The sequence below is a fragment of the Streptomyces xanthii genome, from assembly GCF_014621695.1.
In the GTDB taxonomy this organism is placed as follows: domain Bacteria; phylum Actinomycetota; class Actinomycetes; order Streptomycetales; family Streptomycetaceae; genus Streptomyces; species Streptomyces xanthii.
Window position 1 is genome coordinate 319549 of record NZ_CP061282.1, and the last position, 21258, is coordinate 340806.

21 protein-coding genes and 2 pseudogenes are annotated in these 21258 nt (G+C 70.4%); 10 read left to right on the forward strand and 13 right to left on the reverse strand.

Annotation, left to right across the window (positions count from 1 at the left end; all coding sequences use genetic code 11):
* Positions 1-3: 3 nt before the first annotated feature.
* Complete coding sequence (locus IAG42_RS36965; RefSeq protein WP_188341994.1) at positions 4-459, reverse strand: MarR family winged helix-turn-helix transcriptional regulator; 456 nt, start codon at positions 457-459, stop codon at positions 4-6.
* 144 nt (positions 460-603) lie between these two features.
* Here IAG42_RS36965 and IAG42_RS36970 point away from each other — a divergent pair, with 144 nt between their 5' ends.
* Positions 604-924 carry a DMT family transporter gene (locus tag IAG42_RS36970; RefSeq protein ID WP_188341995.1) on the forward strand — a complete coding sequence of 107 codons (321 nt, stop codon included), beginning with the start codon at positions 604-606 and terminating at the stop codon, positions 922-924.
* Between the two features lie 81 nt (positions 925-1005).
* Entirely contained in the window at positions 1006-1428 is a 423-nt protein-coding gene (locus IAG42_RS36975; RefSeq protein ID WP_188341996.1) for a DMT family transporter, read from the forward strand.
* A 193-nt stretch (positions 1429-1621) separates the two neighbouring features.
* On the opposite strand, the gene IAG42_RS36980 is transcribed toward IAG42_RS36975, so the two are convergent.
* Positions 1622-2179 carry a MarR family winged helix-turn-helix transcriptional regulator gene (locus IAG42_RS36980; protein WP_223206500.1) on the reverse strand — a complete coding sequence of 186 codons (558 nt, stop codon included), beginning with the start codon at positions 2177-2179 and terminating at the stop codon, positions 1622-1624.
* A gap of 286 nt (positions 2180-2465) precedes the next feature.
* On the opposite strand from IAG42_RS36980, the gene IAG42_RS36985 reads away from it, so the two are divergent.
* Complete coding sequence (locus IAG42_RS36985; RefSeq protein WP_188341997.1) at positions 2466-3320, forward strand: oxidoreductase; 855 nt, start codon at positions 2466-2468, stop codon at positions 3318-3320.
* Positions 3321-3690: 370 nt separating this feature from the next.
* Here IAG42_RS36985 and IAG42_RS36990 read toward each other — a convergent pair whose 3' ends face one another.
* Positions 3691-4686: a hypothetical protein gene (locus IAG42_RS36990; protein WP_188341998.1), complete on the reverse strand. Its 996-nt coding sequence runs from the start codon at positions 4684-4686 to the stop codon at positions 3691-3693.
* 188 nt (positions 4687-4874) lie between these two features.
* Here IAG42_RS36990 and IAG42_RS36995 point away from each other — a divergent pair.
* Positions 4875-5422: pseudogene (locus IAG42_RS36995) on the forward strand (hypothetical protein).
* Between the two features lie 113 nt (positions 5423-5535).
* On the opposite strand, the gene IAG42_RS37000 reads toward IAG42_RS36995, so the two are convergent.
* The 4 genes from IAG42_RS37000 to IAG42_RS37015 form a co-directional block, all read right to left on the reverse strand.
* The gene (locus tag IAG42_RS37000) at positions 5536-6180 is read right to left on the reverse strand and encodes a response regulator (RefSeq protein WP_188341999.1); all 645 of its coding nucleotides are present in this window, start codon (positions 6178-6180) and stop codon (positions 5536-5538) included.
* Complete coding sequence (locus tag IAG42_RS37005) at positions 6171-7322, reverse strand: sensor histidine kinase (protein WP_188342000.1); 1152 nt, start codon at positions 7320-7322, stop codon at positions 6171-6173. Before IAG42_RS37005 ends, IAG42_RS37000 begins: the two co-directional genes overlap by 10 nt.
* A 59-nt stretch (positions 7323-7381) precedes the next feature.
* Positions 7382-8080, reverse strand: coding sequence for a DedA family protein (locus IAG42_RS37010; RefSeq protein ID WP_188342001.1), 699 nt, complete (start codon positions 8078-8080; stop codon positions 7382-7384).
* A 295-nt stretch (positions 8081-8375) separates the two neighbouring features.
* Entirely contained in the window at positions 8376-9320 is a 945-nt protein-coding gene (locus IAG42_RS37015) for an NADP-dependent oxidoreductase (RefSeq protein WP_223206501.1), read from the reverse strand.
* A gap of 92 nt (positions 9321-9412) precedes the next feature.
* On the opposite strand from IAG42_RS37015, the gene IAG42_RS37020 reads away from it, so the two are divergent.
* The gene (locus IAG42_RS37020; RefSeq protein WP_188342002.1) at positions 9413-10354 is read left to right on the forward strand and encodes an AraC family transcriptional regulator; all 942 of its coding nucleotides are present in this window, start codon (positions 9413-9415) and stop codon (positions 10352-10354) included.
* Between the two features lie 4 nt (positions 10355-10358).
* Here IAG42_RS37020 and IAG42_RS37025 read toward each other — a convergent pair whose 3' ends face one another.
* A complete protein-coding gene (locus IAG42_RS37025) occupies positions 10359-11243 on the reverse strand; it encodes an aldo/keto reductase (protein WP_188342003.1) in 885 nt (294 codons plus the stop codon).
* Positions 11244-11262: 19 nt separating this feature from the next.
* Positions 11263-12198, reverse strand: a complete 936-nt coding sequence (locus tag IAG42_RS37030; RefSeq protein ID WP_188342004.1) for an NAD-dependent epimerase/dehydratase family protein — start codon at positions 12196-12198, stop codon at positions 11263-11265.
* A 70-nt stretch (positions 12199-12268) separates the two neighbouring features.
* Here IAG42_RS37030 and IAG42_RS37035 point away from each other — a divergent pair, with 70 nt between their 5' ends.
* A complete protein-coding gene (locus IAG42_RS37035) occupies positions 12269-13177 on the forward strand; it encodes a LysR family transcriptional regulator (protein WP_188342005.1) in 909 nt (302 codons plus the stop codon).
* A gap of 175 nt (positions 13178-13352) precedes the next feature.
* Positions 13353-13565 (forward strand): annotated as a pseudogene (locus IAG42_RS37040) (transposase); the annotation flags it as partial.
* A 227-nt stretch (positions 13566-13792) separates the two neighbouring features.
* On the opposite strand, the gene IAG42_RS37045 reads toward IAG42_RS37040, so the two are convergent.
* Positions 13793-14746, reverse strand: a complete 954-nt coding sequence (locus IAG42_RS37045; protein ID WP_188342006.1) for a DMT family transporter — start codon at positions 14744-14746, stop codon at positions 13793-13795.
* Between the two features lie 275 nt (positions 14747-15021).
* Between IAG42_RS37045 and IAG42_RS37050 the strand changes: the two genes are divergently transcribed.
* The 3 genes from IAG42_RS37050 (at position 15022) to IAG42_RS37060 (ending at position 17875) form a co-directional block, all read left to right on the forward strand.
* Positions 15022-16167 (forward strand): helix-turn-helix transcriptional regulator, encoded by a 1146-nt coding sequence (locus IAG42_RS37050; protein ID WP_188342007.1) that lies wholly within the window; start codon positions 15022-15024, stop codon positions 16165-16167.
* A 9-nt stretch (positions 16168-16176) separates the two neighbouring features.
* Positions 16177-16782: a cupin domain-containing protein gene (locus tag IAG42_RS37055; RefSeq protein ID WP_188342008.1), complete on the forward strand. Its 606-nt coding sequence runs from the start codon at positions 16177-16179 to the stop codon at positions 16780-16782.
* A gap of 61 nt (positions 16783-16843) precedes the next feature.
* On the forward strand, positions 16844-17875 hold the full coding sequence (locus IAG42_RS37060) for a Fe(II)-2OG oxygenase family protein (RefSeq protein ID WP_188342009.1): 1032 nt from the start codon (positions 16844-16846) through the stop codon (positions 17873-17875).
* A gap of 48 nt (positions 17876-17923) precedes the next feature.
* On the opposite strand, the gene IAG42_RS37065 is transcribed toward IAG42_RS37060, so the two are convergent.
* The 3 genes from IAG42_RS37065 to IAG42_RS37075 are packed head-to-tail and all read right to left on the reverse strand — an operon-like array spanning position 17924 to position 21237.
* Positions 17924-18931, reverse strand: coding sequence for an ATP-grasp domain-containing protein (locus tag IAG42_RS37065; protein WP_188342010.1), 1008 nt, complete (start codon positions 18929-18931; stop codon positions 17924-17926).
* A gap of 1 nt (position 18932) precedes the next feature.
* Positions 18933-20180 (reverse strand): ATP-grasp domain-containing protein, encoded by a 1248-nt coding sequence (locus IAG42_RS37070; protein ID WP_188342011.1) that lies wholly within the window; start codon positions 20178-20180, stop codon positions 18933-18935.
* A 28-nt stretch (positions 20181-20208) separates the two neighbouring features.
* Positions 20209-21237: a TauD/TfdA family dioxygenase gene (locus IAG42_RS37075; RefSeq protein WP_188342012.1), complete on the reverse strand. Its 1029-nt coding sequence runs from the start codon at positions 21235-21237 to the stop codon at positions 20209-20211.
* Between the last annotated feature and the right edge of the window lie 21 nt (positions 21238-21258).

The window sequence follows — 21258 nt, forward strand, 5'->3', positions numbered from 1 at the left end:
GGCCTACTGCAAACCGTGTGCGCTGCGCAGGGCTTGGACGGTGGGGCCGAGCTCGGGGTCGGCGGCGAAGGTGTTGAGCACCGAGGAGAGTACTTCCGCATAGGTCGCGCAGGCGTCCTGGTAGCGTCGCCGGCCATCCTCGGTGATGACCGCGTAGACGCCGCGCTTGTCCGACGGGCACAGGTCCTTGTAGGCGTACCCGGCCTTCTCCAGCCGCGCCACCAGGCGCGTCACCGAGGACTGACTGAGGCCGACGCTCTCGGCGAGATCCTGCATGCGCAGTTCGTCCTTGTCGGCACGGTGGAGGTTCTCCAAGGAGCGGAACTCCGACAGGCTGATGCCGTGCCGGCGCTGCAGGGTCTGGGTCAACTCCCGCTCCACGCGCCCGAAGAGCGTGACAGCGCGACTCCACAGCGCCTGGTCGGAGGCGTAGGCGGGTGCGGGCTGTGGCGTCTTCATGGGTGCCTCCTCGAGAGCGGTTGACACCAGAGTACATGCTCATGCAAGCTTCTCGGCGTCGCCCCCGGTTCCCCTCGGGGCACTTCACAACCTCAAAGCATTTGCACGTACAAGCAAGTAGTTCTGAGCGAAAGGTTCCCTGTCATGCACTGGATCTACCTGGCCATCGCTGTCGCGTTCGAGATCGCGGTGGCTCTGTCCGCGGGCAAGGCCGAGGGATTCACCAACCGGAAGTGGACCGCGGCGACGCTGATCAGCGGCGCGCTGGCGACCTTCGCGCTCAGCAAGGCACTGCTGACCTTCAACGTCGGTGTGGGCTACGCACTGTGGACCTCGGTGGCCGGCGTCGGCATCACCCTGCTGGGCGCCCTGCTCTTCGGCCAGCGCCTGAACTGGGGCAAGGCCCTGGGCATCCTCGCGGTGATCGGCGGGGTCGTGGGCCTGCAACTCAGCGGCGGCGCCTGACCCCCACCCCTCCCTGACCCACTGCTCACTCCTCCCCTCTCCTCTCTTCTCACCTCCCTGCCTCGAAAGGACCTCGATCTCATGTCCTCCACCACCGCGTCCGCTGCCCCGTCCGCCACCCGCTCCTGGACCATGCTCCTGCTCGCCGGAGGCTTCGAAGTCGTCTACGCCCTCGCCGTGGGCGGCAGCGAGGGCTTCTCCGTACTGACCTGGTCGCTGGTCGGCGTCGTGTTCTTCCTCCTGACCCTGTGGGCACTCAGCCAGGCGCTGCGCACCATCGACGTCGGCATCGGCTACGCCGTGTGGGCCGGTATCGGAGCGGTCGGCGCGGCCGTGCTCGGCCCGGTGTTCTTCGACGAGACCCTCAGCGGCGTGCAGTACCTGTGGCTCGGCCTGATCATCGCCGGCGTCATCGTCCTCAAACTCGCCGACAAGCCCTCCACCCCCGAGGCCACCACTGACCGGCCGCAGCAGACTCAGCAGGCGCGGCCCGCCCACGCCTGACCTGACTGCAGGGTCGCTGAACCCAACCCGCTGTCCCCGGCAGGTTTCCCGCAGACGGGAAACCTGCCGGGGACAGCGGGGTATCGGGGCTTGTCACGGCGGCAGGGACGCGGAACGCCGACTCGGCGGCCCAGCGCGTCGCGCGTTCCGAAGCGCTGTCGGCCGCAGCCGGCAGGCCGATCGGCCGGTGTGGTCAGCTCTCCTTGGGGACGTCGTGACGCGTCGCCTGCCCGAACTCGCCCTCCAGGCGCCCCAGCAGCCGGCCCAACAGTGAGTTGAGCACATCGAGATCCTCACCGGTGAAGGCGTCGAGGAACAGCTGATGTTCACGCGTGGTGCGTTGCTGGGTGGCCGCGCGCCAGCGGTCCTGGCCGTGCCGCGTGAGCCGGACGGGCTTGCTACGGCCGTCGGCCGCGGCCACGGACTCGATCAGGCCGGCCTGGGACAGACGGGCCAACCGCACGCTCATGGTGCCCGAGGTGATGCCCAGTTGCTGGGCGAGGGTGGTGGGGGAGGCCTGGTAGGGAGGGCCGGACCGCTGGAGCGCCGAGAGTGCGGCCCAGTCGCCGGCGGTCAGCTCGTGGTCCGCCGCGACCTCGGTCAGCAGGCGCTCGAACAGCCGGGATGTACGGCCGATGCGCTGGCGGGCGGCCTCGGTGCGCGGGTCGACATCAGGCATGTCGGCGACCCAGCGAGCCAGTTCGGCCTGCACCGAGTCCCGGGGCGTGGGCGGCAGTTGGGATCCGGGCACCTTTGACACTCCCTTGAGTCTCAAGATAATTTACCTTGGCACTCAAGATAATTGCATAAGGGGGAGCCGACGACGCACGCTCCTCCGCGAGGACGCACACGTCCTGCCCTGGGCCGGACTCTCTCGCCTACGCGGCACTCACCGGCCGTACCGCCTTCCCCGTCACCACCACCCAAGCCCCCCAGCGCCACCTGGCAAGACCAGCCGACCGACCCACCGATCACCACCTCCCGCACCACAGGCTGACGCCAACCTCCGCCCCGACCACGCCCAGGCAGGAGCACCGATGCCGTCCCAGCAGCTCGAACAAGCCCCCACCAAGGTCTGGTTCATCACCGGCACCAGCACCGGACTCGGCCGCGCCCTGGCCCAGGAAGTCATCGCCGACGGCGACCGGCTCATCGCCACCGCCCGTGACCCCCGCACACTCGACGACCTCGTCGCCCTGGCACCCGACCGCGTGCGCGCTCTCCCCCTCGACGTCACCAACCCCACCGCGATCCGCAACGCCGTCGACGCCGCCCTCAAGGAATTCGGCCGCATCGACGTCCTGGTCAACAACGCCGGCTACGCCCTGCGCGGCGCCCTGGAAGAACTCCCCGAGCACGAACTGCGCCGCCAGTTCGACACCAACGTCTTCGGAGCCCTCGAGGTCACACGGGCCGTCCTGCCCACCCTGCGCGCCCAGCGCTCGGGATGCATCGTGCAGATGTCCTCCGTCGGCGGCGTCATGGCCACCCTCGGCGGAACCGCCTACGCAGGCACGAAATTCGCCCTCGAAGGACTCTCCGAAGGCCTGGCCGCCGAAGTCGCCCACCTCGGCATCCACGTCCTCATCGTCGAACCCGGCCCCTTCCGCACCGACTTCACCGGCCGCTCGGTCACCTACGCCGACCCCATCGACGACTACCGCCCAGCCCTGGACCCCGCCAAGAAGCAATTCCTGGCCATGCACGGCACCCAGCCCGGCGACCCCGCCCGAGCCGCACGCGCCATCATCACCGCCACACAGATGGACCAGCCACCCCTGCGCCTGCCGCTCGGCGCCAACGCCATCGACCGAATCCGCGAACGCCTCCAACAGCGACTGCACGAAGTGGACGCCATCGAGCCCCTCGGCCGCCCGACCGACTACACCTGACCCCGCCCCGGCGACAACACCACCCGCACCGCGGCCCACACCACGGCCGGAGAGCAGTTGTCGCTGCCCCATGAACGGCGACCTACCGATTCATCAGCCGGTGATGGTAGGGCGCCTCACAACTGCCGTCACATCGATGCCGGTACATGTTCGTGCGGTGGCCTCGGCCCGCAACACCGTGCCGCGGCCCCGTCGTCATGACTGCCCCTGGCCCCTGGCCCCTGGCCCCTGGTCCCCGGCTTCCGCGCAACCGTCGGTACCGAGTCGGCCATCAACCCTGCCGAACACATAGTCCGCGACAGCCGCAGCACAACCACGAAGATGCGCATCCGGAGGCAGCAGAGACGGCAGCCGAATTCCCCGCAGCAGGTCAGCAACTCCTCAACCGCGCCAGCGAATCACGGACCGTGGCCGCGACGAAGACCGGACACCGCACCGTGCCGAGCGGCGGTACCCCCTTCCTCGGCCACCTCTCGTACACGGCCCGCCCACGCGCGCTCGCCAGATGCGCGCCCACCCACAGAACCTCGGTGGCGTCGTCCGGAAGAGCCGGGTGCGCGTCGTGCGCACAGGTCCCACCGTCACTGAGAAGCTCAAGGGCACGCTCGAAAGCCCCCACCAGCTCGGCAACGAGCTGCTGCGCCCCCTCGTGCTCGGGATCGGCCTCGACCTCCACGTACCAGGTCACGGCGGTGGCCGTGAAGACGCGCCCGGCCAGGTCCTCGCCCGAGGCCTCCTGCAGCGCGGAGGCCGCGAAGGAGAGGTCGAACGCGACGTCGAAGGTTCTGGCGAGCGGATAGCCCTCCATGATCGCGGTGAGCCCGTCGAGCTCGTATCGGTCCTCGAACGGCAGGAACGGCGGTACGTCGTCCCCCGCCGAGCCCGGCCGCAGCGACTCCATCACCACGCGCGCATACCCGGCGGTGTTGCGCGGGCACAGCCACGCCTCACGAGACTGCCGGGGGTCCGGCCAGAGCCCCTCGCCGCCCGCCCCCTCGCCACCGAGCTCCCGCAGCACGTCCGGAACACACTCCAGCTGCCCCTCCAGACTGCCCTGGAACGGATGCTCCCCATGCCCGCAGGTTTCGTCCCGCAGCGCCCGCGCCGCAGCCGAAGCCGCACCGAACGCAGCCTCGACATCAAGGTCCTCCGGCTTCCTGGTGGCCAGATACGGAAGGGCCAGGACAAGGCCCAGAGTCCAGCGATACGCGAGCGTCCCGCTCGGAGCGGCGGCCAGTTCACGGGCACACTCGGCCACGAGCCGCTCGTACTCCTGCGGATCGTGATCGACGTACTCCCGCATCTCGTCCCAGGCATCGATCAGCTGCCCCGCCCGCCCATCGGAACCCCGCTCCGCCACCGTCATCCTCCTCGTACTCGCCCACGCAACCCGCCCATGATGACGGACCGCCAGACATGCACCGAAGCCGCCCCGAAGCCATGCGGGCCTGCTGTCCACGCGCGCTGATCGGTGGCCAGAACGGCTCGACGCCGCAACGATCGTTGCGGTTACGCTGCGACGCACATCTGGTGCAGGGGGAAGAGGGGGAGATAGTGAGCCGACCGCTGCTGTTCCTCGATGTGGACGGCCCGCTCAACCCCTATGCGGCCAAGCCGGAGAAGCGCCCCGCCGGCTACACCACACTCAGATTGCCCCGAGACAGCGGAACTCCATCGCAAAACGGAGAACACTCGGTCCGGCGGCGGCGACCCCTGCGGGTCTGGCTCAATCCCGACCCGAGCACGGCCAGGCCCTGCTCCGGCTCGACTTCGACCTCTGCTGGGCCACCACGTGGATGAACGACGCCAACCGATGGCTCGCCCCCATACTCGGCCTTCCCGAACTTCCCTTCGTAGACTTCGGCGACGCCCTGTTCCGAGAACGCCCCGACGGGGTCCACTGGAAGACCGGCCCGCTGGTGGACTACGCCAACGGACGACCCTTCGCATGGGTGGACGACGAGCAGAGCGATCTCGACGAGGGTTACGTGAGCACACACCACGAGGGCGCCGGTCTCCTCCACCACGTCAACCCGCGAATCGGCCTACGCGAGGACGACTTCCAGACGCTCGCCGATTTCGCTCGGTCACTGAACACCTGACAAGCCACTGCCAAGCCCCCCACCCCGCGATCATCGTGAGACGCGACCCAGCCCTACCGGCATCGGCCGAATTCAGCAGCCCCCAAAGGGGAAGGCTCGGCCCCGGGCCCGCGTCACGCCTCCAAATACCGCAGCACCGCCAGAATCCGCCGGTTGTACCCCGTCGTACGCGGCAGTTCCAGCTTGTCGAAGACCGCGTTGAGATGCTTCTCGACCGCGCTCAGCGACAGGTGCAGCCGCTCGGCGATCCCACTGTTCGTGTGCCCCTGCGCGAGGACCTCCAGGACGTCACGCTCGCGCGGGGTGAGCCGGGCCAGCGGATCGGCGCGGACGGAGCGGCCGACGAGCTGGCGCACGACCTCCGGGTCGATCACCGCGCTGCCCGCCCGGATCCGCTCCAGCGCGTCGAGGAACTCCTCGACCTGCGCGACCCGGTCCTTGAGCAGATAGCCGATGCCCTCGGCGCCGCCCGCGAGCAGCTGCGCCGCGTAGGTGCGCTCCACGTGCTGCGACAGCACCAGCACCCCGGTGGCGGGGCGGCGCGCACGGATCTCCAGTGCGGCCCGCAGCCCCTCGTCGGTGTGCGTGGGCGGCATCCGGATGTCGACGACGACAGCGTCGGGACCGTACGAGTCGACGGCGTCGGGCAGTGTCGTGGCGTCCCCGAACGCGGCGACGACCTCGTGTCCCTCCTCCACCAGCAGCCGCACGAGCCCTTCGCGCAGCAGGGTCGAGTCCTCGGCGATGATCAGGCGCATGGCAGCTCCGCGGTGATGGTGGTGGGTCCGGCCGGTGGGCTGTCGACGCGCAACCGGCCGTCGAGCGCTTCGACACGGCCGCGCAGTCCGGCGAGCCCGGTGCCGTGCGGGTCGGCTCCGCCGCACCCGTCGTCCTGGACGGAGATGGTCAACACCCCTGCCGCCATCGTGAGTCGGACCTGGACGCTGGTGGCCTGCGCGTGCTTGGCGGCATTGGTCACCGCCTCCGACACCACGAAGTATGCGGCGGTCTCCACGGGCCGGGGGAGCGGCCGGTCCAGGCCGTACTCCAGGCGCAGCGGGACCGGGCTGCGCTCGGCCACCCCGCCGAGCGCCTCGCGCAGCCCCGGCCCGTCGAGCGCCGACGGATACACCCGCCACGCCACCTCGCGCAGTTCGGTGAGCACGTCCTGCGCCTCCTCGTGGGCCTGGGCCAGGAGCGCGGCGGACTGCTCTGCGGTCCGGCCGGGCCGGCGGGCGCGGCCGAGGAGCATGGCGAGGGCGACGAGTCGCTGCTGGAGGCCGTCGTGCAGATCGCGTTCGATACGGCGCCGCTCCGTGTCGACGGCGTGGACCACCGCGGCGCGGCTCGTGGCCAGTTCGTCGATGCGCTGGCGCAGCAGCTCCCGCTCGGAGGGGCCGAAGGTGTCACGCGCCAGCCGGGCGTCGAGCGCGTACAGGGAGCGCAGGCCCTGCACGCCGAGAAAGAGCAGCGCACCGCCCAGCAGCACCTGCCACAGCAGCTCGCCGACACCGACCCGCCCGCGCACCAGCGCGGCCGTGAACACCCCGGCCAGCACCATGCCGAATCCGAACAGGGCGAGCGTGACGGCGGTGACCGTTCCGGCGTATGCGCGCGTGGCGACGTACCGCAGGACCGTCATGTCCTGGGGGACGTAGTGCAGAGGGAAGCGGTCGCGGAAGAAGACGGTGCGACGACGCCGCTCCAGCCCCGCGATCCGACGGGCCCCCGCGACCAGGGCCGCCCGCGCCCCGGCCCGGGTGCGGGGCCACAGCAGGAACGGGCCCAGGACCACGCCGGCGACGGCGAGCCACACCACCCCCGCGCATGCGGCTACGCACCCGAGGAACACGCCGACCGACCGCCACAGCACCCCGCCCACCCCTGCCGCACCGGCCACCCCGGAACTCCCTCTGGCCTCCACCGGCCCCACCCCTGTCACCAGCACTGAAGCCGAGCCTAACGGGCCTGCTCGATCCCCGTCCGGCGCTCGCGATCACGGTGCCGCCCCCGTCCCTGGCCCCGGCCCCGAAGCCGTACGACGACATACGCCGCCACCGCGGTCACGGCCGCCGCCAGCACGACCTTGGAGATCACACCCACATACGTCTCCACGAGGTCCCACCGCTCGCCCAGCCAGTAACCCGCAAGCACCAGAACCGAGTTCCACGCCAGCGAACCGACCGCGGTCAGCGACAGGAACACCGGCAGGCGCATCCGCTCCACCCCCGCGGGGACGGAGATGAGACTGCGAAAGATCGGCACCATCCGCCCAATCAGCACCGCCTTCGTCCCGTGCCGCTGGAACCATGCCTCCGTCTTCTCCAGATCGGAGACCTTCACCAACGGCAGCCGGCCCCACAGCGCGTACATACGCTCGCGGCCGACGGCCCGCCCGATCCCGTACAGCGCCGCGGCACCGACCACGGACCCGAGCGTCGTCCACAGCAATGCCGAGAAGAGACTGATGACACCCTGGCCCGCGGCAAACCCGGTCAGCGGCAGGATGACTTCACTGGGCAGCGGCGGAAAGAGGTTCTCGAGCGCGATCGCGAGACCGGCCCCCGGCCCGCCGAACACATCGACAAGATGCGCCGCCCAACCGGCGACGCCAGTGGTGGGCTCGGCAGCGGCGGCGGCCGAAGTCACGAGGTACATGCGAAGTCTCCCGGCGTGGTGATCGACTGCTTCGAGGCGGGCGCCCCGAACTCCACCCACGCTAGAAACCGCAGCTCAGCACCACTACGAGGTCAACCGTCCGGCCATCTGCGGTGATCCCGCGCATCGCCCTGCGGTTTCCCGCAGGGCGACGCCCAGGGCTGCAAGATCCTGTTCACCCCAGAGTCTCGACAGGGCTCCTGTACGCGCATGATGACCCGCACCCGCACCCGCACCCGCACCGGACATGCTCCGACCGGCGGAGATCGCAGCGGGACCCGGACGGCACCCGGCCTCACGGGACGATGAGGACCTTGCCCCGGACCAGGCCGGCCTGGCTGAGGCGGTGGACGTCGGAGAGGTCGGTCAGCGGGCGCGATGAACTGACATCGACGCTGACCGTGCCCGCGTCGACGAGATCCACCAGCGCACCCAGGTCCGCGACATCGATGCGCGCGACCATGTGCATTGCGCTCACCCCGGCGTCGGCGGGCGGCTGGACCGGAGTGGCGATCGACACGATCCGCCCGCCCTGCCGGACCAGAGGAACCAGAGCCGCGGCGTCCCGCGGGCTCAGCGGCACCAGGTTGAGCAGCAGGTCCACCGGGCCGTCGAGTGCGGCGCCCACCGGCCGAACGGTGTAGTCGATGACCTGGTCCGCCCCCTGTCGCAGGACCGCCTCGGTACTGCGCGGACCGGCCGTGGCGATCACCTCCGCGCCCGTGTACTTGGCGAGCTGCGTGACGAAGCCTCCTACGCCGCCGCCCGCACCGTTCACCAGCACCCGCAGACCGGGGGTGATCTTTCCGTGCTCGAAGACCGCCTGCCATGCCGTCAGGCCCGCGACCGGAAGCGCCGCGGCGTGAGCGAGCGGGATGGACTGTGGTGCCGCCGTCAGTACGGCGGCGGGCGCCCGGACATACTCGGCGGCCGCGCCGCCGCCGTCGAGCCGCCCGACGACGCGGTCGCCCACGGCGAACCCCTCGACAGCTGGGCCGATCTCCACCACGGTGCCGGCGACGTCCCAGCCGAGCGTGTAAGGCAGGTCCACGGGGAGGAACCCTTGGAGCAGTCCGCCGCGCAAGGCGGCCTCGGTGGGATTGAACGAGTTGGCGGCGACGCGTATGAGTACTTCGCCCAAGCCGGGGCGCGGGCAGGGGACTTCGTCGTAGCGGATCACGGAAGCATCGCCGAACTCATGAATGCGTGCGGCCTTCATCGTCGTCATGGTCATCGTCATGCAGTGAACCTACGACCGCCGGCGAGGACGATCCATGCGTGAGGATTCCCCATTCATGCGTGATCGTCTCGCACGCCTTCTATGCTCGGGCCATGGACGTACTGAGCGACGTGGTCGCGGTGACGCGCACCGGCCGACCCCGTTCGGCGCACGTGCGATGGCACGCCCCGTGGGGGCAGGAGTTCTCCTCCGTACCCGGGTCGGCGGGCTTCCAGGTGGTCCTGGAGGGCTCCTGCTGGCTCCTTCCCACCGATGCGGAACCCGTCCGCCTGGGCACAGGAGACGTGGTGTTCCTGCCGCACGGCAAAGGCCACATCCTGGCCGACAGCCCCCAGACCCCGGTGACGGCACCGGCCTGCCGCCCCGACGACCCGGAGCCGTACGACGCCTACGCATCCGACCGCGTCGACAGGAGCGGCGACGGCGGCCCGGTCACCGTACTGCTCTGCGGGGCCTACCAACTCGATCCGTCCCGCACCCACCCACTGCTCCTGTCCCTCCCGGACCTCATCCACCTGCCCGCGCACACTGGCCGCCGCACCGAACTGAGCGCGGCGGTGCAACTGCTCGCCGCGGAACTGGAGACCCCGAGCCTGGGCACGGACGCGGCCGTCCCCGCCCTCCTGGACGCACTGCTGCTCTACATCCTGCGCATCTGGTTCGACGAACAGCCCCACAGGGAGGACCACGTCACCGGATGGGCCGCCGCACTGAACGACCCGCCGGTCACCGCCGCCCTCCACGCCATCCACCGCTACCCCGCCGCCCCATGGACCGTGGCGAAACTCGCCGCCGAAGCCGGCCTCTCACGCGCCCCCTTCGCCAAGCGCTTCGCCCACCTGGTGGGCCAGCCACCCCTGGCCTACCTGACCTGGTGGCGGATGACCACAGCAGCACGACTGCTCCGCACATCAAACGCACCACTGAGAACGGTCGCCGCCCAAGTGGGCTACACATCCGAATTCGCCTTCGCCAACGCATTCAAACGCACGCACGAAACCCCGCCTGGGGCCTACCGGCGCAAGGCCAGATAGAGGGTCAGCCGACCAGCGCGTCCTCCAGCTGAGCCTGCTCCACGTCGCTCAGCTCCAGCTCAGCCGCAGCGGCAGAGTTCTGGATCGAAGCCGGTCTGCTGGCACCCGGCACCGGGATCACCGCCGGCGAGCGGGCCAGCAGCCAGGCCAGAGCGACCTGCTGCGGACTGACACCGCGCTCGCCCGCGATGCGATGGAAGGGCGTGCCCGCGGAAGCCGGCCCGGACGGCCCGTCGAGGGAACTGCGCGAGATGCCGCCCAACGGACTCCAGGGCAGGAAGGCCAGCCCGAGCTCCGTACTCAGCCGCAGCTCGGGCTCGCTGTCGCGCACTGCGGGCGAGTACTGATTCTGTACGGACACGAGCGCGTCTCCGAGGATCGAATGCGCCTCGCGGATCTGGCCGGTCGTGACATTGGAGATCCCGGCGGCACGGATCGTTCCGGCGTCGTACAACTCCCGCAGCGCGCCCACGGACTCCGCCCAGGGCACGGCCGGATCCGGCTTGTGCAACTGGTACAGGCCGATGGCGTCGACACCCAGACGCTTCAGCGAATCCTCGGCAGCGCGCTTCAGATGAGCCGGGCTGGCGGTGACGGTCCAACTGCCGTCACCGGGCCGCCCACGACCACCCTTCGTGGCAACGAGAACCCGCGACGTGTCCCCACCGTACGAGGCCAGGGCGCGGGCGACGAGGAGTTCGTTGTGCCCCCTCTCGTCGGCGTGCCAGTGATAGCTGTCGGCGGTGTCGATGAGCGTGACCCCGGCATCCAGCGCGGCGTGGATGGTCGCAGTCGCCCGCGCCTCGTCCGGCCGGTGCTCGATGGACAGCGGCATGGCGCCCAGCCCCACGGCACTGACAGAGGTGCTCCCGATCGTGCGGTACCGCATGGTCTGTCCGTTCCGTTCCTCAGGCGTGGGCGGCGGATGCGTCGAGGGCTTCGGCGACGGCGCCGGGAAGCCAGTCAGTGATGTGGGAGAAGCGGAAGCCGAGGGCCTTCGCACGGGCGTTGCTCATGGCGTAATGCCGGTCGAACGAGAACGGCGACGCCGGCTCACCCGCGCCGACGCTCCGATACACGGCCTCCCGACCACTCTGCGCAGCGATCACAGCACCCAGCCCGTAGACATCGAGCGGCCCGTCGGAACAGGCATTGACCGCACCGGTGGCATCAGTGCCGGCAGCCGCCCACACCAGCAGATCCGCCAGCTCCTCGTAATGAATGAAGACCGTGGGCAGCGCCTCGGCATGCACCAGAATCTCCGTGCCCCGGGTGACGTGCCCGACGTAGTGCGCCAGCCGGCCGGTGAACTCCTCGGCACCGCCACCCAGCACGTGCGCGCTGCGCACAGCGACGAAGCCGAACCCATGCTGCCGCGTGAAGACGGCCTCCGCCTGACGCTTGCCCTCGGCGTAGTGCGCCTCGAGGTACGCCGCGTCGTGCCAGGGCAGGTCCATGCGCACCGGCCACGAGGCAGCATCCACGACCTCCTCCGGCACCGCCGTACCGTGCGGGACGGCAGGCAAGTCGGCGGTCGCCGGATCGTAGACCTCGATGGTGGACGTCATGACATACCGCCGCGTACGACCACCGAAAACCCGGGCGGCGATGGCGGCCTGCACGGGGGTGTAGCAGACCTGATCGACGACCACGTCGAACGTACGGGAGCCGAGCGCGCCGACCAGGGCGGCCTCGTCGTCACGGTCCACGACGAGGTGCTCGACACCGGGCGGCGGGACCGAACCGCGGTTGATCACCGTCACCTGATGACCGGCCGCCTGCAGGCGCTTCACCAGGAGCTTGCCGAAGTACCGGCTTCCACCGATCACACAGATCCTTTGCATGCACCCATCCTGGCCACCTACCGTCAGCAGCAGAAGTGCCCACTTACTGGATGCGTATTAAGGAAAACTGTTGATCGATGTGCAGCGCCTACGCGTCCTGCGGACCGTCGCGGAACACGGCAGCTTCAACCAGGCCGCAGCCGCCCTCCACCTCACCCCCTCAGCCGTGTCCCAGCACATCGCCGCACTCGAACGCAGCCTCGGCACCCAGGTCGTGGCACGCAGCACCCGCGGCGTCACCCTCACCCCGGCCGGCCGCATCATGGTCGGCGCCGCCGAGTCGGTCGCCGCAGAACTCGCCCACGCCAAGCAGCAGGTCGACCGACTCGGCCACGGACGCACCCAACTCACCATCGCCACCTTCACCAGCGGCGGCAGACTCCTCCTGCCCGCTGCCCTCACCCACCTCACCGCCACCCACCCCGACACCGTCGTCCACGTCAAAGAAGCCGAACCCGAAGACAGCCTCCCGCTCGTCCGCCAGGGAGCCGTCGACCTCGCCCTCGCCTACCACTTCGACGGCCCACTCCCCGGCCGACCAGGCCAAAGCCCCACGCTGGAATGGACACCCCTCATGGACGACCCCCTGCACGTCGTCCTCCCCGACACCCACCCCCTCGCCGACCGCGACACACTCGACATCAGCGAACTCTCCACCGAACCCTGGATACTCGGCTGCCGCAAAACCGAGACCTACCTACGCCGCTACGCCGAACGCGCCGGATTCGAACCAGAGGTACGCGGCACGACAACCGACTACTTCTTCGCCCGCTCACTCGTCGCCGCAGGCACAGGAATCTCCCTCATCCCCTCCATCGCACAAACCCCACCCACACCAGGGCTCCGCACCGTCCCGATCACCCCGCCGACTCCGACCCGCCACCTCGGCGTCGCCACGATCCACCGCCGCAACCAACCCCATGTCAAAACACTGATCCAGGCCCTCCAGGAACAAGCAGCGGATCTGGACGAGACCTGAACCCAACTCCCTTCACCTGCCTCCCCCCAGAGACGATCGTGCTCCGCCCGGGTGAAATCCGCTCCTAGTACGGGACTGTAAATCGTTCGGTGTAACTCCCGGTCATGGAGGATGCATTGATGACCAGTGAGAACGTGTCCGAGGGCGAGCCTGTCGAGGCGGCTGAGCCGCAGCCGGCGAGGGCGGGCTGCTCCAGCAGCTGACGAAGCGGCTGCTGGAGTCCGCTCTGGAGGGCGAGATCACCGACCACCTCGGTTATGACAAGCACGATCCGGTCGGGAAGAACGGCGGGAACTCCCGCAACGGGACCCGTGCGAAGACCGTGCTGACGCACGTCGGGCCGGTGGAGATATCCGTGCCCCGTGACCGGGACGGGTCGCACGACCCGCAAGGACGGCGCCGGGCGGCCTGGAGCCGGCGGGGGCGCGAAGTCCGCCTGCACGTCATCCGCCTCCGGCCGCACCAGCAGTACGCCGTGCGACTCCTCACGGGCGACACTCCGGCCGGCGAGGCCCTCGTCGGCAACGGCTGCCTACGCCCCGCACGCAGCGGCGACCACACCCGCACTGTGCCCCGCAACCTCACCCCAACACCTGGCCGGGGTGGCCCGCCGGGTCACCGGGCCGGTGTGGAAGTCCTGCGTGGCGTGCCGATCCGGTTGGCCAGGAGGGTTCCCGCGGTGGCCAGGGTGAGGCCGGCCAGGGTGAGCGGGCCCAGCCGCTGGTGGAGCAGGGCTGCCGCGAGGGCGGCGGTGGCCATGGGAACGAGGTAGAAGAGGCTGCTGACCTGGCTCGTGCCGTGCCGCTGGAGCAGGTGGTAGAGCAGACCCACGCCGACGATGGAGTTGATGAACGCGGCCCACAGCAGGACGGGCCAGAATCCCGCGGCGAAGGTGACGTCGAAGCCTTCCGCGAGCAGCGCGGGCAGGAGGGTCGCCGCCGCGGCGGCGAGGAGCTGCACGGCGTTGCCGGTGACGGGCTCCATGTCCCGGCAGTGCAGCTTCTGCCAGACGGTGCCGACGGAGATGCCGAGCAGACCGAGGAAGAGGAACGCGATCCCGGCCAGACTGCTGCCGTCGAGCTGGAGCCGGTCCAGGACGGCGAGCACCACTCCGCCGAGTCCGAGGGCGAGGCCGAGGAGCTGTCCCCGGGTGATGCGTTCGCCGAGGACGGGTACGGAGATCAGCGAGGCGAGCAGCGGGTAGAGCGCGATGACGAGCGCCGCGACGCCTGACGGGACGCCCCGCTCCATACCGGCGTAGATGCTGGAGAACTGCAGTCCCTGGACCAGCGTGCCGGTGACCAGGAGGTGGAGCAGGAGGCGTCCGCGGGGCAGCGGGAGGCGCCGCAGGAGCGCGACCGTGAGCAGGGCGCCGCCCGCGAGGGCGAACCGCAGGCAGGCGAAGGTGAAGGGGGCCGCGTACCGCAGGCCGAGCGTGCCCGAGATGAACCCGGAGCTCCAGACCACGACGAGAGCGGCGCGCGCGGTGGCGTCCTTGCCGCGCCGGGCCGGGCGGGCCGGTGTGGTTCCGGCGTCCGGTGCGGCGGATTCCCGTAGGCCCGTGTCCATGGCGTCCCCTGCCGTCGAGCGCGCAGCGCGGTGGATGTTCTTAAAACTGCACGTTAGTACGAGATATTGCCCGGTTCTTCCTGGGAGGGCGGGCTTGCAGCAACCTGCAGGCGTGGGCGTGGGGATCCGGCCAACCTCTGGTTCGCGTTGACCCGGGCGCGAGCGGCTCGTACGGTATGACGTACAAACGTGCTGTATTTAGAACGATCGAGGGCGGGCCGGCGGAGAGCCGGCAGCGAGCCGAAAACGGGGACCGGAGACAGGGAGTGGGCCCGATGGGCGTCAGCTTTGAGGCACGCCAATTCCATGGGTTAGGGGGAGCGCAGGACCAGGAGGAGTTGTACGAGCTGGCGGCACGCATGCAGGTGCTGCGGCCGGACCGGGCCGCCGCCCGGCTCGGCTGGAGCATCGAACGCACGGATCAGGCGGTGCGACTCCTCGCGGAGGCCAAGCTGCTGCAGCCGCTGCCCGGCGACGAGTGCGCCTTCCGGCCGGTTCCGCCCAGGGCGGCCGCCTACCGACGGCTGGCCCCCTTGCAGGAGCAGATCCAGCGGATGGAGCGCCGCTCCCGGGAGATCCAGGCCGAGCTGGTCGGCTTCCACCGGGCCCGCGAGGAAGCGCTCGGGGTGGCGTGCGACACCGACACCGACACCGACGCCGACAGTGCCGCCACCGGCGAGAGCGGCGAGGGCTTCGGGTGGGCGGCCGGCCGTGAGACGCTGCGGATGCTGATCGGTGAGGAAGCGCTCCAGGAGGAGATCACCGCCGCCCTGTCGTCCTGCGCGCGCGACGTGCTGCTCGCGCGCCCGGGCACCGGCTGGTGGGCCACCACCATGCAGCACTGCGCCGAGGCGTCGATCGGATCCCTTCAGCGGCGCGACGTCGACGTGCGCGTCATCCAGCACCACGCCGCCCGCTTCGACCCCGCCACACGGAAGTTCGCCGCCGCCCTGTCCGACGGCGGAGGCGCGGTCCGGACGCTGGCCGGCCCCTTCGAGGGCGTCATCCTGATCGACCGTCAGGTCGCGATCGTCCCGCTGGAGGAGGCTCACCTCGCCGTGGTCGTCCACCAACCCGGCCTCGTGCGCTTCATGGTGGAGGTCTTCGAGCGGACCTGGCGGGTGGCCAAGGACTTCGCGGGACAGTGCCGTACGACCGAGGTCAGTAAGCTCGTATCGGACGTGCAGGGCGCTATCATCCAGCTCCTCGCCGAAGGAAAGACCGACGAGGTCATCGCGCGACGCATCGGGGTGAGCGTGCGTACCTGCCGCCACCACATCGCCAAGATCTACGACGAGCTCGGCGCCCGCAGCCGGTTCCAGCTGGGCGTCATGATTGCCAGATCCGGGCTTCTGGAGCAGGTCCAGAACGGCCCGCACGGATGTGAGGCGGGCGCGGTGCGTTCCCTCACCGCAACCTAGGACTCGTACATGGACCACGCCGAAGCCGCACCCGCATCCGCATCCGCCGCAGCACAGCAGCCCCCGGAGCTCGGCTACCCCCGCCCCGGCGAGGTGCTGCGCCGACTGCGGACCCAGCGCGGGATGTCCCTGCGCAACGTCGCGGCGGAATGCGGCCTTTCGGTGTCGTTCCTCGCGGGCCTCGAACGGGGCGAGACAGACATCGCCCTGGAGCGGCTCAGCCGCCTCGCCGCGGTGTTCGGCCACGACGTGGGGTCCTTCCTGGGCTTCTCGCGCGGCCGGGCCACACCGTCCGTCTTCCCGCTCGAGACCCAGGAGCAACTGGAGCGGGCGCCCGGAGTCACCTACCACGTCCTGAGGTCCCCGGAACTCGGCTACCAGGTGATCACCGCTCACTTCCAGCCCGGCAGCGAGCTCGGCGAGCACCTGCAGCACGAGGGGACCGACCTCATCGTGATGACCGAGGGCACCCTGGTGGCCCGCTACAACGGCGTGGACTACGAACTGCGCGCCGGCGACTGCGCCCAGTGGTCGGCGGGCTATCCGCACACCTTCCGCAACGACAGCGACGAGCCCGCCCGGTTCATCGGCGTGCTCTTCTCGAGCCTCTACTGAAGCCAGGGCCCCGCTCCACGCGCGGTCCGGGCCCTCACGAGAACAGGACTGAGGGGAATCCATGCGCAGTGCCGGTGGTCCGCCGGGAAGCGGCAGAAGGCCCGCGGGCACCTACGCGGAGGTGCGGCTGCCGGACGGCGCGCGTGATCTGCTGGCGCAGCGGCTGGCGTCCGACAACGACCCCTTCGGCGACATCGACCGGGCGTCGGCCCGCTGCCACCAGGCATTCGCCCAGCTGCCCCTGGACGTTCTGCAGACCCTGCTGGACTTCGGCCGCCACCCGGACGCGCCGGGCGTCGCCTTCCTGCGGAACCTGCCGGTGGACGCACTGCTGCCGCCCACCCCGCGCGACGGCGGGCCGAGCCTCGGCAAGCGGACGTTCGTCGCCGAGGGCGTGCTGCTCGGACTGAGCGGGCTGCTGGGCGAGCCCGTGGGCTTCCTCTCCGAGCGTGAGGGGCGCCTCGTGCACGACGTCGTCCCCGTCGCCCTCGGCGCCACCACCCAGACCAGCCAGGGCTCGCGGGTCTTCCTCACGTTCCACAACGACCTCGTGCACGACCGCCGGGACTGCTACAGCCTGCCCAGCCCCGATTTCGTCGTGCTGAACTGCCTGCGCGCCGACCGGGAGAACGCGGCATGTTCCTACTACGCCGACGCCCGTGACATCACCGGCCTGCTCGACGAGGAGACCCTTGCCGTCCTGCGCTCCCCGGTCTTCCGGATGAACGCGCCCGGCGGCTTCGTCAGCACACTCGCCGACCACGACGAGGCGTACTCCGCACCGGTGCCGATCCTGCGCGGGCCCGGAGAGTTCCCCGAAGTGGTCAGCGCCGCCAACGGAGTACGCCCGCTGACGGTGGCGGGACAGGCGGCGTTCGACTCCTTCCAGTCCGCCTGCCGGGCGGCCGCGCACGAGGTGCGGCTCGCACCCGGGCAGGCACTGCTCATCAACAACCGCAAGGGCGTGCACGCGCGTTCGTGCTACACCGCCCGCTACGACGGTCGCGACCGCTGGCTCCAGCGGACGTACGTGCGGCGCAATCTGTGGGACATCCGCCACCGCTCCGTGCCCGGGATCCGCCGCATCCACTGAACACACCCGACGGTGCACGGGGCCGCTCCGGCCCCGTGCACCGGCCGGTCACCGCAGCTTGCCGGCGGTCCGCAGCGAGTCCAGGACCGCTCGTACGGCGTCGGTGGACTGGTCCTCACCCGTCACCCGCTTGTGGTAGCACAGGCCCGCCGGGTTCTCCAGATTGATCTCGATCACGTGCGGGTAGGCCAGGTCGACACCGGCGAAATGGATGCCGTGCTCGCCCAGTTGCTTCCCGATGCCGCGTACGAGGGTCTCCTCCTCCTCCGTGAGGCGCAGCCGCTCGTAGCCGGCCCCGACCGTCGCGTTGGCCCGGTTGTCGTTCTCCCGCGGGATCCGCAGGTACCCGGAGACGGGCTCCTCACCGGCGAGGATCACCCGCTTCTCCTGGGTGCGGGCGTGCGGCAGGTACTCCTGGAGGACGGCGTAGCGCTCCGCGCGGCCGATGACGGCGCGGCCGTAACTGTCGTAGCGGGACGTGGCGTTGCCGGTGGCGGAGCTGAGCAGCGCCGCGCTGTTGCGGTCCGCGTCGCTCACGACATAGACGTCGGCGCCGCAGCCCTCGTTCGGCGGCTTGAGCACCCACGGGCGGTCGGGGACGCCGTGGACCAGCCCGCCGAGGAAGCCGGCGTCGTTCGACACATAGGAGCTGGGCCGGTGCTCGGGCGGCACGAGGGCGCCGAGGGTGGTCTTGGAGTTGAGGAAGTACAGGGCGGAGGCCTCGTTCACGAACGGAACCCGCTGGTTGAGCAGCCACAGCAACTGGAAGTACTCCGTGCCCGCGTCCGGATGCGGGCCGCCGAACACCCAGACCAGGTCGAAATCGTCGACCGGACCCTGCGGGACCTCCGGCGGCGGCAGCGGGTCGCCGGGCGCGATCGGCCCGCGCAGCCGGGTCCGGTCGCAGGCCAGCACCGAGTCGTGCAGGGCCAGCGAGTGCACGTTCCCGATGTGCACCTCGTGGCCCTCGCGCAGCAGCGCGCTGGGCACGAGCGACTGGTTGTCGAGCTCGAACTCCGGCGCTCCCGACACCAGGACCAGAATCTTGTACGGCATGTCAGTTTCCCCTCGTGCTCTCGGCGTTCTCGGTGTCGTTCGCGTCATCGGCCTCGGAGAGACGGGCCATCAGCCACCGCTCCGTCTCCAGCAGCCGCGCCTCGACCTGCTCGGGCCCGTCGCCGCAGACGACGGCGAAGCACAGGTGATGGGCGCTGTGCAGCGTCACCGCGTCCGGGGCGAGCCGCGTGTTCACCTCGTAGTGGCGCACCCACGGGAACGGCGGCCGCCCAGGAGCCCTGACCGGGCGGCCCTGCGGCAGCACCGAGACGGAGCCGTGGACCTCGCCGGGCGTGTCCCGCGGCGGCTGCGGCACCGGCAGCCCGCACGCGGCGCGCAGCGTGGTGGCGTGCAGGTCCACTCCGTAGGTGAGCTCGGTCAGCTGGGGGATCCGGTCGCCGCCGACCCGCGAGGCGATCTCGCACAGCACCAGCTCGTCATCGGGGGTGTGGAACACCTCCAGGTGATACGCGCTCGTGCCCGGCGTGTCGAAGGCCGCGAGCACCCGGTCGAGGTACTCCTCCAGCCGGCGAGCGAACGCGCTCTCGGGACGCAGCTGCACCGAGCCGTTGTTGTGCCCGGTGAAGACCCCGAGGCAGCTGCGCAGATAGCGCGAGGAGGCGACGAAGCGGTAGCCCTCGGAGATGACCGCGTCGACGTGGTACATCGGGCCCTCGACGAACTCCTCCGCCATCAGGTCCTCGCGCCAGGGCCGCCGGCTGAAGGCGAGGAGGTCGTCCTCGTCGCGCAGCACCGAGATGTCGCGGGAGCCCCCCTGCTTGACGGGCTTGACGACGACGGGATAGGCGAACTTCTCGATGAAGGAGGTCAGATCGCCGAACGCGGTGAGCCGGGCGAAGCCCGGTACGCGGACGGCGCGGCCCGCCGTCTCCTTCATCACGGCCTTGTCGCGGAAGGCCAGCGCGCTCGCCCGCGACTGGCCCGGCAGGCCGAGGTCCTCCCGGATGTGGGCGGCCCGCTCCAGGTCGTACTCGTTGTCGGTGACGACGTGGGTGAAGGTCAGTTCGTGCGCCATCCGGCGGATCGCGAGCTCCGCGTACGGGATCGATTCGCACTGCGGCACGTACTCGTAGTGGGCGAGCCCTTCGGTGTGCGCGAGGTCGTGGTGGCTGAAGACGTACAGGCGGTCCGCGCACTCGGGGAACATGGCCGGATAGTCCAGTACGGAACGGTAGTTGATGACGGCGACGCGGCCGGGCGCGTCGCCGTCCGGCGGGATGGTGGTCATGACGGGTCTCGCCTTCCGGAGGTCGTGCTCAGTGCAGGCGCCGGGAGCCGGGGACGGCCCGGTGACGGATCGGCCACTGGTCGCGGCGCACGTAGGTCCGCTGGAGCCAGCGGTCCCGGCCGTCGTAGCGCGCGGTGAACGAGGAACGGGCGTGCAGGCCCTTGCGGTTGTTGATCAGCAGCGCTTCGCCGGGGCGCAGGAACACCTCGTGGGCGACCTCCCGGCAGGCCTGCTGGAGCCGGTCGAGCGCCGCGCGGGCGGGCGCGCCGTGGGCACGGATCCCGTTGGCGGCGGCGGACACCTCGGGGCAGGAATCGGGCCCGCCGATCATCGGCACGAGCTCGGAGTACACCTCCGTGCCGCCCGCGACGTCCCGTACGTAGCTGCCGGGGGCGTTCATCCGGAACAGCGGGCTGCGCAGGATCTCCAGGGACTCCGCGTCCAGCACGTGGCAGATGTCGCGGGCGTCCGCGTAGTAGGTGCCGGCCACCCCGTCGTGGTCGGCACGCAGGCAGCTGAGCACGAGGAAGTCGGGGCTGGCCAGGTCGTAGCGTCCGCTCGCGTCGTGAACGATGTCGTTGTGGAAGTTGAGGAAGACGGAGGAGCCCTGGTTGGTCTGGGTCGTGGCTCCGGTCGCCACCGGGACGACGTCGTGGACGAGCCGGCCGTTCTTCTCGGTGGCGAAGCCCACGGGCTCGCCGAGCAGTCCGCTGAGCCCGAGGAGCACCCCTTCGGCGACGAACGTGGCCTTGCCCGAGCTCGGGCCGCCGTCGCCGGGTGTCGGCGGGAGAGAGGGGTCGGCCGGGGCGTTGCGCAGGTACCCGACGCCGGGCGTGTCCGCGTGCCGGCCGAAGTCGAGGATCTGTTGCAGCAAGGAGGCCGGCATCCGGGCGAAGGTCTGCAGATACCGGGTCATCAGCCGGTCGATGTCCCCGGCGGGCCCGTGCCCGGGCCGGGGCAGCGCGGCCAGCTGTTCGCCGAGCGCGTCGCGGACCGGATCCGGCAGGTCGATCGTGAGGAGTGTGGCGGGGCGGGCGGCGGTGGCGGGTGCGGTCATGTGTGGTCCTCTTCCGGTGGT

Coding starts and splice junctions, on each gene's coding strand:
- IAG42_RS37030 (WP_188342004.1), bottom strand. CDS start 12,198: ATGCAAAGGATCTGTGTGATCGGTGGAAGCCGGTACTTCGGCAAGCTC.
- IAG42_RS36975 (WP_188341996.1), top strand. CDS start 1,006: ATGTCCTCCACCACCGCGTCCGCTGCCCCGTCCGCCACCCGCTCCTGG.
- IAG42_RS37025 (WP_188342003.1), bottom strand. CDS start 11,243: ATGCGGTACCGCACGATCGGGAGCACCTCTGTCAGTGCCGTGGGGCTG.
- IAG42_RS37075 (WP_188342012.1), bottom strand. CDS start 21,237: ATGACCGCACCCGCCACCGCCGCCCGCCCCGCCACACTCCTCACGATC.
- IAG42_RS36970 (WP_188341995.1), top strand. CDS start 604: ATGCACTGGATCTACCTGGCCATCGCTGTCGCGTTCGAGATCGCGGTG.
- IAG42_RS37065 (WP_188342010.1), bottom strand. CDS start 18,931: ATGCCGTACAAGATTCTGGTCCTGGTGTCGGGAGCGCCGGAGTTCGAG.
- IAG42_RS37060 (WP_188342009.1), top strand. CDS start 16,844: ATGCGCAGTGCCGGTGGTCCGCCGGGAAGCGGCAGAAGGCCCGCGGGC.
- IAG42_RS37045 (WP_188342006.1), bottom strand. CDS start 14,746: ATGGACACGGGCCTACGGGAATCCGCCGCACCGGACGCCGGAACCACA.
- IAG42_RS36985 (WP_188341997.1), top strand. CDS start 2,466: ATGCCGTCCCAGCAGCTCGAACAAGCCCCCACCAAGGTCTGGTTCATC.
- IAG42_RS37050 (WP_188342007.1), top strand. CDS start 15,022: ATGGGCGTCAGCTTTGAGGCACGCCAATTCCATGGGTTAGGGGGAGCG.
- IAG42_RS37015 (WP_223206501.1), bottom strand. CDS start 9,320: ATGACGATGACCATGACGACGATGAAGGCCGCACGCATTCATGAGTTC.
- IAG42_RS37010 (WP_188342001.1), bottom strand. CDS start 8,080: ATGTACCTCGTGACTTCGGCCGCCGCCGCTGCCGAGCCCACCACTGGC.
- IAG42_RS37000 (WP_188341999.1), bottom strand. CDS start 6,180: ATGCGCCTGATCATCGCCGAGGACTCGACCCTGCTGCGCGAAGGGCTC.
- IAG42_RS37070 (WP_188342011.1), bottom strand. CDS start 20,180: ATGACCACCATCCCGCCGGACGGCGACGCGCCCGGCCGCGTCGCCGTC.
- IAG42_RS36965 (WP_188341994.1), bottom strand. CDS start 459: ATGAAGACGCCACAGCCCGCACCCGCCTACGCCTCCGACCAGGCGCTG.
- IAG42_RS36990 (WP_188341998.1), bottom strand. CDS start 4,686: ATGACGGTGGCGGAGCGGGGTTCCGATGGGCGGGCGGGGCAGCTGATC.
- IAG42_RS37055 (WP_188342008.1), top strand. CDS start 16,177: ATGGACCACGCCGAAGCCGCACCCGCATCCGCATCCGCCGCAGCACAG.
- IAG42_RS37020 (WP_188342002.1), top strand. CDS start 9,413: ATGGACGTACTGAGCGACGTGGTCGCGGTGACGCGCACCGGCCGACCC.